7 protein-coding genes are annotated in these 12,113 nt (G+C 42.0%); all 7 read right to left on the bottom strand.

Annotated features, from left to right (window positions below; genetic code table 11):
* Nucleotides 1–7: 7 nt before the first annotated feature.
* Nucleotides 8–1,318 (bottom strand): restriction endonuclease subunit S, encoded by a 1,311-nt coding sequence (locus J4N25_RS13705; protein WP_207420232.1) that lies wholly within the window; start codon nt 1,316–1,318, stop codon nt 8–10.
* 3 nt (nt 1,319–1,321) lie between these two features.
* On the bottom strand, nt 1,322–3,670 hold the full coding sequence (locus tag J4N25_RS13700; RefSeq protein WP_207420231.1) for a type I restriction-modification system subunit M: 2,349 nt from the start codon (nt 3,668–3,670) through the stop codon (nt 1,322–1,324).
* 539 nt (nt 3,671–4,209) lie between these two features.
* On the bottom strand, nt 4,210–9,072 hold the full coding sequence (locus tag J4N25_RS13695; protein ID WP_207420230.1) for a RecQ family ATP-dependent DNA helicase: 4,863 nt from the start codon (nt 9,070–9,072) through the stop codon (nt 4,210–4,212).
* Nucleotides 9,073–9,272: 200 nt separating this feature from the next.
* On the bottom strand, nt 9,273–9,725 hold the full coding sequence (locus tag J4N25_RS13690) for a hypothetical protein (RefSeq protein WP_207420229.1): 453 nt from the start codon (nt 9,723–9,725) through the stop codon (nt 9,273–9,275).
* Nucleotides 9,718–10,875 carry an AAA family ATPase gene (locus tag J4N25_RS13685; protein WP_207420228.1) on the bottom strand — a complete coding sequence of 386 codons (1,158 nt, stop codon included), beginning with the start codon at nt 10,873–10,875 and terminating at the stop codon, nt 9,718–9,720. Before J4N25_RS13685 ends, J4N25_RS13690 begins: the two co-directional genes overlap by 8 nt.
* A 139-nt stretch (nt 10,876–11,014) precedes the next feature.
* Nucleotides 11,015–11,389 (bottom strand): hypothetical protein, encoded by a 375-nt coding sequence (locus J4N25_RS13680; protein ID WP_207420227.1) that lies wholly within the window; start codon nt 11,387–11,389, stop codon nt 11,015–11,017.
* Nucleotides 11,390–11,468: 79 nt separating this feature from the next.
* On the bottom strand, nt 11,469–12,023 hold the full coding sequence (locus tag J4N25_RS13675) for an acyl carrier protein (RefSeq protein ID WP_207420226.1): 555 nt from the start codon (nt 12,021–12,023) through the stop codon (nt 11,469–11,471).
* Between the last annotated feature and the right edge of the window lie 90 nt (nt 12,024–12,113).

The raw sequence follows: 12,113 nt of genomic DNA, 5'->3' as shown, positions 1-12,113 counted from the left end.
GTGATGTTTAGGCGCTTACTTTTATTTTCCCCGTTACCACAGCATTAATTAATGTTGCTTTGTATTCTTTGAGCTTATCGATTTCTTTTGTTTTGATAATAATGGCACTATCAGCTTTCAAATTACAAAACTCTATAAAGCTGATTATTTCTTCCTGTTCGCTTTTAGTTGGGATTGGAACTTTCAACTTGGAAATATATCCAGAACTAAGATTCATTTGGCTAGTTTCATTACCTGCATCTCTAACATGGGGATAGGCGGCGATGAAAAAGTAATATCCGAACTTGTGTTTGATTCTATGATCGAATTTAATTGCACAGCAAGCCTGATTATAAGCGGCATGAACTCCCAGAATTGCAACCCTACCTCTTGTTACTCCTTGACCATACATCGCCATCAGAATCGTTTCAGGTTCAGCGAGCCTTGTAGCTGAGTTTTTTAGACCTTGTTCAGTTATTTTTTCCTCTGTTGTCCTAATTGTAGTATAATTAACTTCTCCTGTTTTTACCCAAGGGATATCGCCACCCCAATAAGTCGGTCTGGTTCTATCCGGCGTAGAGCCCGTCTCTATTCTGGCGACATAACTCAACGCAGATACCTTCCAATGCTCCGGCACCTCCCCAATCCATTCCACCCCACTATCCTTCATCTTTACATCAGGATTAAGCCCGCGGGTAACGGCTTTATGAATAAGGATTTGTCTTCGTTCTTTTAAAAGTTCTATCAGCCTTTCCTTTTGTGCAATCGCCTGATCTATTTGTTCGGTTTTTTTGTTAAGGAAATTGGCAATAGCGGTTTGTTCGGGAAGAGGGGGAAGCGGCAATTCAAGCAATCCAAAATCTTTATATCTAAAATCGGTAGAACGTTCCCTTATTCCCTTTGCCAGAGATTCGATAAAACCAGTTTTTGCTAAATTTCTTAAAAGATAAGCGTAGTAATAAGCGTCAACAGTTTCCTTCTGCCTTGGAGTGCAAGCAGCATAAACCGGTGAAGACTTTCCATCGGAATCTGAAACTCCAATTGCTCCAGCAAATGCATCCATTGCATGGATAACTAGATCTCCCTTTTTAATCCTTTGGTAACCATGCTCTTGTATAGCATTAGTAAATCCATCTTCTCTTCTATTAGATCTTAGAGTTACTTGCCCATCACGAAAAGCAGTAACGATTCCATCCCCCTCGAGTGGAAGACGGTTTTCTTTCTGAAATAGCCATTTTCCTTTTTCCACTTTCCAATGAATGGGAATTTCACCAATCCATTCAAAACCCGAATTTTTATACTTGGAATAAGTTGCCATTTCTAAACTTAAAGTCTCCATAACTTATATGAGATTTAAGATTTCCTTAATTAATCCTTCACTCTCTTCTTCCAATTGAAGAATGTCCGCACTTACTTCTTCCAAGTTTCGTAAAGGTTCATGTTTATAGAAGTACTTATTGAAGCTGATCTCGTAACCAATCTTTGTTGCATCCAGATTGATCCAGGCTTCCTCCACGTGCGGTTTCACTTCTCGTAAGAAGTAGTCGTATACCTTTTCTTTCAAAGGAATATTCTCAAAGTCGCGGAGGTCACTTTCCGTTTCGTACACCAGGTACTCTCCTTTTTTATCGGAAGGGTAATAGCCATACTCAGGTAGCTGTTCCTCCCTGCATCCCAGGCGTTCCATCAAAGACTGCAGCTTATCATCCTTCAACTTCACAATACCTTTCAGCACTTTATCTGCTTCCGCATCGTACCAGCTCACCGCATCCAGAATGGCTTTCTTTTCTCCGGCTGATAGTTTTTCCTTTTGTGCTTTCAGTACTTCCTCCACCTTTTGCGAGAACACATTGAAGTTGTTATACTCCTCGTTACCCAGTGCATCCAGCAGAAAATTCGCCACACGCAATAGGTTCTGCTGTTTTTCCCAGGTGGCAGGCTTTAGCAAGGCTTCTTCCTGTTTCTTAGAAAGGTTCAACTCCTGCTTCTCACACCATTCTTTAATAGGCTTTTCCAGCGATTTCAAATCCTGGTACACCTGCTCGCCAAATTCCTGCCAGGCCCATTGCATAGGTTCTTTTAGGCTTCGGTCAAAGCGGAGATCCGCTATTCGTTCAGCAGTAAACTGAGCTTTTAATCGCTTAGGCCGTTCTATGGTTACTTTGTAATACCCAAAGTCGCTGTTATCAAAGATCTTACTCGTCAAATCCTGATCAGGGGCCCGCTCTCTGGCTTCTAGCTCTTTATAGGCCCTTACAATTTCGTCAATATGTTCAGGCGCGAACTCACAATTTTTGGCTCCAAGGTTTTTACGGAGCTTGCGATACATTTGTCCGGCATCGATCAACTGCACTTTGCCTTTGCGCTGGTCTGCCTTGTTATTGCTTAATATCCAGATATAGGTGGTGATACCCGTATTGTAGAAAAGGTTGTTCGGAAGCTGGATAATCGCTTCCAGCAAATCGTTCTCGATGATATAGCGACGGATATTACTTTCGCCACCTCCTGCATCTCCAGTAAACAAACTGGATCCGTTATGTACCGAAGCAATTCGGGAACCCCAGGGACTTATCGTTAAAGGCTTCATTTTGTTTACCATCTCCATTAGGAACAGCAATTGTCCGTCAGAAGAACGTGGCGTCGCATCGGCATCCTGCTCTATTCCCCAATAGTCCTTCAGCTTCACCTGGAAACGGGGATCTATCACGTCTGACCCATCCTTAATATACCTTACCTCTCCTGCCCATGATTTACCGTAAGGCGGATTGGAAAGCATAAAGTCGAAACTCATACCTGCAAATTCATCTGTAGAAAGCGTAGAGCCATTTTTAATATTTTCAGGGTTATTCCCCTTGATCATCATATCCGACTTACAAATGGCGTAGGTCTCGTCGTTGATCTCTTTACCGTACAGTTCTACGGCGCCTTCTGCTTTAATTAAGCCTTCCGGATCTTTGATAAAGTTCTGTGATTCTGTCAACATACCTCCGGATCCGCAAGCCGGGTCATAGATGGTCATTACCGGAGGAAGGTTGTCCATGATGGGTTCGAAGATAATATGCGTCATCAAGTCGATCACCTCACGAGGGGTAAAGTGTTCTCCAGCTTCTTCGTTGTTTTCTTCGTTAAACTTGCGGATCAGCTCCTCAAACACGTAACCCATGCCCAGGTTACTTAGCTCCGGAAGTTTCCTTCCGTCAGGATCTATTTTGGTAAACGGAGTTAGATTGATACGGGGAGAAGTAAATTTTTCTAAGACATCCAGCAGCACATCTTTACTGGCCATGTGCCTCACCTGAGCTTTCAGGTGAAACTTTTCGATGATCTCTTTAACGTTTTCGCTGAAACCGTCCAGATATTCACGGAAGTTTGCTTCCAATAACTGCTGGTTGTTGGAAGCTGTATCATGAAGTCGCTGTAGAGTCCAGGGACTTGTATTATAAAAAACATAACCGGAAGCCTCTCTTAAACCTTCAGGGTCCAGCTCTGTAAAGCCTGCATCTTCCCTTTGGAAACGCAATTCTTCCATTACGGCTTCTTTGGTAGGCTCTAGTAATGCATCCAAGCGGCGTAATACGACCATCGGAAGAATTACATCGCGGTACTTACCTCGAACGTATACATCGCGCAAACAATCGTCGGCGATAGACCAAATAAAGGAAACAAGTTTATTGTGAACTGCGTGATTCATTGTAATATATAATTCTATTTTGAATTCAAATCCAAAATATATTTGTATTATCGTTGTTAATATTTATCTAAATCATCATACCGGTTCGACTCCGGCTCTGGGTACAACTGTAAAAGGTTATCTAATTATCAAAACATCGGTCTCAGGTTCGAATCCTGATGGGTGTACAAATAATCAAAATTGCCGACAGACTTTTAAACTTCTTATTTACAAGCTGTTAACCAACTTCTATATCAGGAGTAACGTCTGTAATACTTAAAGATTTAATTTTTGAAAAATAAATAAGTGTTCTAACATGTGAAAGTTTATTTACAATTAACTGAAGGTTAAAAGAAGCACCTTCTATAGCTTAAATTCCAACCCTGAACTACGTGCACAAGGCATAAACAAAAATGACCTTACTTCCGCAAGGCCATAGAATATAAAACTAGAAATAAGCACTTATTTTTAATGACAGCTATTAGTCAATATCCGTTCTTCCATAAAGAAGACCGTTTGAGACAGTAAATCTTAAACATTATATCCAATTGGGACTTTTCCTACCCCTTCTCAAACCCCAGTTCCGGCAAAACCACCTTTACCTCCTTCTCCGCTCCTTCCTTGAGCCAGTAAATAATAAAATTCACCCTGGCACTTTTGAGAACGTAATTCTTCTCTTTCAATACCTCAATTTGCTCCAGGAACTTCTGAGAAAACCTCAAAACACATTCCCCCTTCGAATTCAAACACTCATTGCCTTTTACAGTCAACAATTCCCCACTGGTCAGATGAGAAACAAGGTGCTGTCTATTAATAAAGTAATCCAGCCAGATATCCTTAAAGCCGAGCTGCATGGTTAGTTCAACGGGTGGTAAATACCTTTCCCTATCATCTACCCTTTCCAGATTATTCGCAGTAAGGCTATCAAGGAAATGACCATTAAGGTGAATGCTAAGATTCTGCTTTGCACGGGTAATGGCAACGTAGAGCTGCCGTTTTGCGGCGTCAGTTGCTACGTCGAAGTTCTCGAGCATCAGGAACACCTGATCAAACTCTTTCCCCTTCGCTTTATGAATGGTTGAAACAAAGACCGTATCTCCCTTCTCATTAAAGAAATCTTCCAGCCTCGATTCCCGGATAAAAACCTCCAGGTCTGTTTTGTACTTTCTCTTCGGATTGGTGGCTTCAAAATCCTTGATGATGTTCTTGCAGACTTCCAGCTTGGAGCTCTTGTGGTATCGGTTCACTAGCTCCCGCTTCGCACGTTCCCAGTCCTCATCCGGGATAATATAAGTTTCGTCGTCAAGGTTCAAGGATTGCAGGAAGGATCGGACTTCCAGGAGATTGTATAAACTAAAGCTATCGTTCGACTGGATTAGTTTCGCAGGGATGTTATTTTTAAGGAGCAGTCCCGCAATTTGTAACGCCTCTTCGTTGGTCTTGGTAAGGACACAGGTTGTGCCTTTTAACTCGGCAGCTACCAAGTCTCGAACCAATGGTGTAATTAGGTTTCCGCCATGATGCTGCACCACTTTTATTGTCCCATTGTCCCTTTGTTTGGCAATTACCGGCGTCTCTTTTAGACGGTGCTGTATTCTGCTGACAAACTGATTGGTGAACTCAACCAGATTGCTCTTACTTCTGTAATTTTCAACAAGCTCGTATTTAACCGACTGCTTACTCTTGAGGAACAGTTCCAGAAACTGGGAACTTGCACCTCTGAATTCATAGATGTTCTGATCATCGTCCCCTACGGCAATTACCCTCATCTCTTCATTCTGCTCCATCAGCGCCTTCACAAGATGAAACTCATCCTCATCCATGTCCTGTGCTTCATCGATCACTAAAACCGTTTTTGTAATGCGGCTTGCTTCCACCTCTTTGTTTCTGATCATCTCAATCGTCTTTTTCAAGATCACATCCGACTTTTGCAGGCTGCCCACCTTACCCAACAGATCAAAGCAGTAGGAATGAAATGTTTTTATCTCGATGAAATTTGCCGCATTGCCGATGAGCTTCAGTAAGCGCTTCTTGAATTCGGTGACTGCCGCCCGGGAAAAGGTGAGCATCAGCAATTGTTCATGCTTTACATCTTCCATTAAAAGCAATGAGGCAAGCTTGTGCACTAGCACTCTTGTTTTTCCGCTCCCAGGCCCTGCTGCTACCACAATGTACCTGGAATTGTTATCGTTGATGATCTTTAATTGAGTGGGAGAAAGCTCACCGAAAAGCTGTTTGAATTTAGCGGGAGTAACATTGCGGCGGATTTCATCCTGGCGACTGCCTTTGAAGTATTTACTAAGGAAGGCCTGATAATTTAACTGGAAATAATCCTCCACAAACTGCAGCGCGTTTTTGTAGTCGCTGATCATCTGCTTGGCGTACTCCCCCACTATATGGATCTGCTGAACCTTGCTTTCGTAAAACTGGTTGAGCTTTTTATAATCCTCTACCTTGTAGCGTACCTTGTTGTCCTGTTCCAGTCGTTCGATGGTGAGACTGTTATAAACTACCAGAAAACCACCCTCAATTTTAAGGGCTTCAATTTTTGACAGGTAGAAAAGCGCATCTTCAATTTCCTCCACCGATACCTGCATTTCAAAAAGTCTCCACTCCCGTTCGAATGCTGCCTTTAATTCATGCACCAAGAACTCAACCAAAACCTCTTCCTTGTTTTTGTCTTCCTCTGATAAACCCAGGCGACTTTTCTCATAGAGATACCCCACCAGGAACGTAGCAAGCTCATGCCTTTTCTCCAGCTTTTTCTTCAGTGTTTCCTCTGGATGAAGGGAAAGTACAGCGATATGGTTTTTATGGTGTTCAAGGTTCCTTCGCTTAATCCAATTCTTTATTGCCCAGAAATTGAGGATGGTCTTTATCCTGTTTGTGCTTACCTCTCCAAAGCCTTTTGCCTCTGCTTCCTCATTCAATTCTTTAATATGGAGGACCTTTTCCTGATCATGAATATAGGGAAGCAGAAAGTTTTCGACCTTGACGAATGCCTCAAGGATGCTCAGGGACTTGTTTTTGTTTTCACCTCTCCTGATGAAAGCAGTAAGATCTTTTGCATCTGCTAAAATCTTCTCTTCACGAAGGAGATTTACAATTTTAATCACTTCTTCTTTTACGATTCCGAGGTGATCGCTGATATAATCGATCCTGGACTCGGCAGACTCCTCACTTGCTTGCTTCCTGCTTTTACTGGAAAAGAGCTTCTTGATAATTCTAATTGCTTTTTCCTTTTGCTTCTCGTCAAAGCGCTTCGAAGCGGTGATCTTATCAATTGCTTCCTGTGCGGTCTTCGATAAAATACTATTAGCAAAAACACGAGGCATGTTCTGGCCCCGCTTTAGATACCCTGCATCTTCCAAAGCAGCAATTGCCGTTTTTACTCTTGTCTCTATTTCTGCTACACTATCATCCCAACCGGCTTGTCGCGCTATCTCTAACGCCGAGTTGGATACTGTAGAGCGAAGCCTGGTAATGTCTTTGATTGCCTTCCAAACTTGCTGGATTTCCTTAAGGGAAAGCTTGGTTTGATTCAACAGAATGAAATGCTTGCTAAGGTCTTCCTCGTTGAACAACACAAAACAATCCGCCATCATCTTCTCATCACGTCCCGCCCTGCCTGCTTCCTGCACATAGTTCTCCAGCGAGTCGGAAATCTCGAAGTGAATCACAAGGCCAACATCCTTCTTGTCTACACCCATCCCGAAGGCCGACGTAGCCACAATAATGGGAACTTCGCCAGCTATAAAAGCATTCTGATTGGCTGTCTTTTCCTTAGCCTCCATTTTGCCGTGGTAAGGTCGGGCGTTGAAGCCGTCGCTGCTTAATCGTTCTGCAAGTGAGTAAGCCTTCCTCGTTCTGGATACATAAATGATGGTGGGGCAATTCTTTTCTTCTATCAGATCTCTTACAGCCTGATACTTTTCTTCTTCGTTGTCTTTCTCAAAAACGTTATAATGAAGGTTTGTCCGTGAAGCCTTGGATGTGAACAGTTCCAGTTCAAGGGAAAGCTTCTCCTTAAAATATTCACGGATATCTTCAATCACTTTTTGCTTGGCAGTTGCTGTAAAGCAGGACACAGGAATACCATCCTCCAGATTCTTCTTTTCCTGAAGCGATCTGATAAAGTCGCCTATATAGAGGTAGTCAACCCTGAAATCCTGTCCCCAGGATGAAAAGCAGTGCGCTTCATCTATCACAAATCGTACAATCTTTCTCCCGAGCAACAATCGTTCGATTGTCCCTGAGCGTAATGATTCGGGCGAGATGTAAAGAATACAAGCAGAGCCGTCTTCAACCCGCTCAATTGACTTAGCCCTTTCAATCGGGTCGAGCAAACCGTTGATAGTTACCGCTTCTGTAATTCCGGCCCTTTCCAGATTATCCACCTGATCCTTCATCAAGGATTGCAACGGAGAAATAACCACAGTTAATCCCCTGGAACTTTCGCCGCCTATCAAGGCAGGAACCTGAAAGGTGATCGACTTTCCTCCACCTGTGGGAAAAACTGCCAGAATGGACTTATTGTTAACGGCAGCTTTTACTGCCTTCTCCTGCAAAGGCTCTCCCCCGTAGCTTCTGTAAGCATCATAGCCGAAAAAACGTTTCAGTGCTTTATGTACGTCCAGCGCCTGATCACAGTACCAACATCCCGTCAGGCAAGGCTTATTCCGCAGTCGAAACATGATCCGTTCCACCTCTGGGTAATTCTTCAATACCCATGGAGGTGTGATGGAGTAGGTTTTCTGGTTTGTAATAAAAGAATTGAGAAGGGACAAGCAGTAGGATAACGCTACCGGATGATCTGAAATGATTTTCTTCAGGTCTACCTGCTCACAGATTTCGTTTCCAAACTTCAGCCGGATCAGAACTTCGGTGTCAATAGGTTCACTTACATAGCCCAGGAATGAAAAAAATGAGCGAAACTCTTTCTGGTCATTCAAGAGGGAATAATAGATATGTTTAAGTTTATCGTCTAATTGACGAAATGCCGCTACTTCATCATAGAACAAGTCCCTCGCTTTAATCGCATCGTTCAGGGGATTATTAGCATCCTCCGTCTGCAGTTTATCGTCCTTTAATAGGGCATGATAGGGTCTGGACGGAAATAACAGGGGTGAGAGATATAAAGTATCAATGGCGCTATAGTCAGAAATTTGGGCTTCATTAAGTGCCCGTCCTATATACTTAATATCATGCTTGATAATGTTATGCCCGCAAACGTACCTGGTTCCGTTAAGGAACTGAATGAACTCTGGAACCGATGCTTTATGAAAGGTACCGCCATCCGCCCTTAAACCTCCGATATCCAGTATCTTTGAAGTTTTCGGATCTATTTCAGTATCAATGAATGCTATGGAGTTCTGTTGTGCGTCTGGTTGGAGGTTGGTATGCATTGCCCGTGGATGTGACATAAAAAATCAAAAGCCAAGGCATTTTCCTCTCGGGATAGAGATAGTATTCATTTTTTTCAGTTATAAGGATCAGACTTGGTGCTCAGCATCATACATTTAGTTCAGGAAGGAAATTCAAATGTAATATTGTTGGAGAATATTTCCTAGACAAAAAGATAGGGCTCGGATTTGCTTTCCGGAACAAGCTATTATGTCTCCTTTTACTTTAGCACCAACTTCGAGGTCAACTTAATCCCGCTCATCGCTAATCTTCTGGCTTGCCTTGACCCAGAGGTGATGCTTTGCCCTTTGGTCATGATCCAGACCCAGGGATGCTCGGATGCTTTTAGTTTATTTACTTCTGGCGCATCCGATTTTAACCAATTTTTTAACCAGTCCAATTTTTTCAGAACGGTTTCCACCTCACTTGTACTTGCAGGATGGACCTCCACAAAATACACTTGCTCTCTATAAGAGAAGCAATAATCCCAGCGATTTGACCGTGAATATTTCTTTTCTACGGCTTTATCTATATCTACACTTCCCACGCATGTAGCAGCCAATTCAATTTTGTTGCTGTTATTTCCCAATGCCTTTAGTCCCGGCATGTAGCTGTTTTTTATATCAGGTGTAGCTTCTACAGCTATCTGAAACCTATTATTTTTCTTAGCCATTTGCTGCAACTAATCGAGAAACAATATCATTTGCCTTTGAGCTGAAATAGGAAAGTCCCCCCCATTCTGACACGGCCGGATCATCACTTCCTGCGTCAAGACTGGATATATCCTTTACCAATACTTTATCCTTATCCCGGTCAAAATAATAAGTGTTGATCCCCTTTTCCCCCAGTTGATCCTTGAACAATCGGTTCAGGGGTGCCGAACTTTCAAGATCAAATAATTCATAGAGAGCTTTCTTATCAGCATTAACATCTTTTAAGATATTAAATGCCCAGGCAAATTCCAGGAACATAGGAGAATGAGTAGAAACAATTACTTTATACCCTCTTGACATCAAGTCGAGCACCTGGAGAATAACTGACTTAATAGCTTGAGGATGCAAACCCATTTCAGGCTCCTCAATAATTACATATTTTATTCCATCCTTAGTGGTTGCTCTCGAAGCTGGGCATAACCAATAAAAGCTTAGAAGCAATGGCATAAACTCCTTTTGCCCGGCACTCCAGGCCATAAACGGAATGTTGCTATCACTAATATTCAACTTCAACTGCTTCTTGCTGCCCCTGTCTATTAACACCTTTGCATCATGAAACACACTATCGTTAAATGATTTACGCAATGGCTCTTTCAAGCGCTGCGACTTGGGAAATATATCATCATCATTTCTCCCCAATTCGTTCTCAAGGTATTGCCGTAATGATTCGCTAAAATCACGCAAAACAAATGGAACCGATCCTTCAAAGCTGGTGAAAAATTTAGGCCAGCCATTTTCAAAACACATTACCCGCTGCGCCGGCACATAGAAAAGCTTCTCTTCTGCATCTTTAATATTTTCTTTCCTTCTGGGAGTCAGAAAATCGAGAGTATAAGCTTTACTATTAAAGTTAATCGAAGTATTTGCATTCCATATTTCAGACATTCCTTCACCAAAGTATCTTTCATTGACATCTTTTGGACTATTCCCCCAAACAAAACCGTACTGTTCGAGCGTCCTTCGAATATGCTGTTTATCAATGAGTAATTTCAACAGTTGAAGCAGAATGCTTTTGCCGCTGGCATGTGGGCCAACAAACAGTGTTAAATCATTAAAATTGATAGAAGCCTCGCTTATGGGGCCAAGTGAACTTACTTTAAGTTTTTCCATCTTTACAAATGTAGCGGGAATTAGCTATGCATCGCCATTCAAGCCTTGATATTAATAGAATTATATCAATATTTTGAAAATTAGACAAGTGTTCAAATATGTGAAAATAAATTTTTATTTAACTTGTAATACCTTTTGCCTATCGATGCTGCCAACAATTGCCCTCAATTCGAACCGGTCTCTGGCAGGGCCCGCCAGTGGTTTTAGTAGGCGAACCGCAAATTGCAGAAGTTGTTGAAACCGTATTAATGTTACTTGTACGGCTTTGAGTATGCAAACCTGAAACCGAGACAGTGCAAGAAGAAATAGAACGTCCCCCAGATTTATTGTCATCATATCTGTGATCTACTACGAAACTCTCAAACTTGTATTTGCGTCTTAGGCTTTCAAGATCCAATTGGCAATCAAAGTAGACCCATTCCCAACAACCTACTGACCATGCCCTGCCCCAGTAGGTTTCAATAATTCCTCGATCTTTTAGATCTTTTTCCAGTTCAATTAGATGATCGCACATCCGGATTTAATAATGAGTTACAAATTAGAATTAACAGCACTACATGGGGTCAAAGGAAGTGAAATTGTAAGCCTGGCTATTAATCAATACCCAAATCGTTAGTAAAAGAGCTGTCCCAATACACTTCAAATGGATCCAGTCCGTTTTTTTCGATGGTAATGCCCATAACTGCTATCATTACCTCATACTGATTTTGAATGGAACCTTGGATCAATGCATTATAATTAACAGCACAAACTAGGTCAATGTACCGGTTTATCGTTACCGGCTCATAAGGAGCTTTTTTCGGCAACAGCTTATCATACCATTTTTCAACGCGATGGGAATTGGTAGGTATTGGTAATTCATAACCGGACAAGCCTGACATTTTCTTCCAAAGCGCTTTTTCATCAGGTGGAACACCAGTCCGTAAAAATTCTTCTAGCGAAACATGACTCTTGAGAGAGAAAATACCTTCAAGGTCGCTTAACATTGTAGCTTTTATATCAACACCGCGTTCCACAAATTCCACTTGAGAGGAAATGTAAGTTACCGCGTCCGCAATGGTTGCCATTTTTGCTGCTTCCAGATCCGGTATTTTTAGTTTGAAAAAATCCTCCCATTCCATTACCAGTTCTACGCTATCAAGTCCCATACATCAAATTAGCTGTGTTTATTCTGATTTTTCTGTCAATTCAGGCCAGAATTTAAGCATCTCTGAAATAGATCTTTTGTCTTTCTCTGT

This window comes from Desertivirga brevis (assembly GCF_017355835.1).
This window is presented reverse-complemented; position numbering and strand designations above follow the sequence as displayed.

Excerpts from the sequence above, each read along its gene's own strand:
- J4N25_RS13705 (WP_207420232.1), bottom strand. The coding sequence starts at position 1,318 with ATGGAGACTTTAAGTTTAGAAATGGCAACTTATTCCAAGTATAAAAAT.
- J4N25_RS13700 (WP_207420231.1), bottom strand. The coding sequence starts at position 3,670 with ATGAATCACGCAGTTCACAATAAACTTGTTTCCTTTATTTGGTCTATC.
- J4N25_RS13695 (WP_207420230.1), bottom strand. The coding sequence starts at position 9,072 with ATGTCACATCCACGGGCAATGCATACCAACCTCCAACCAGACGCACAA.
- J4N25_RS13690 (WP_207420229.1), bottom strand. The coding sequence starts at position 9,725 with ATGGCTAAGAAAAATAATAGGTTTCAGATAGCTGTAGAAGCTACACCT.
- J4N25_RS13685 (WP_207420228.1), bottom strand. The coding sequence starts at position 10,875 with ATGGAAAAACTTAAAGTAAGTTCACTTGGCCCCATAAGCGAGGCTTCT.
- J4N25_RS13680 (WP_207420227.1), bottom strand. The coding sequence starts at position 11,389 with ATGTGCGATCATCTAATTGAACTGGAAAAAGATCTAAAAGATCGAGGA.
- J4N25_RS13675 (WP_207420226.1), bottom strand. The coding sequence starts at position 12,023 with ATGGGACTTGATAGCGTAGAACTGGTAATGGAATGGGAGGATTTTTTC.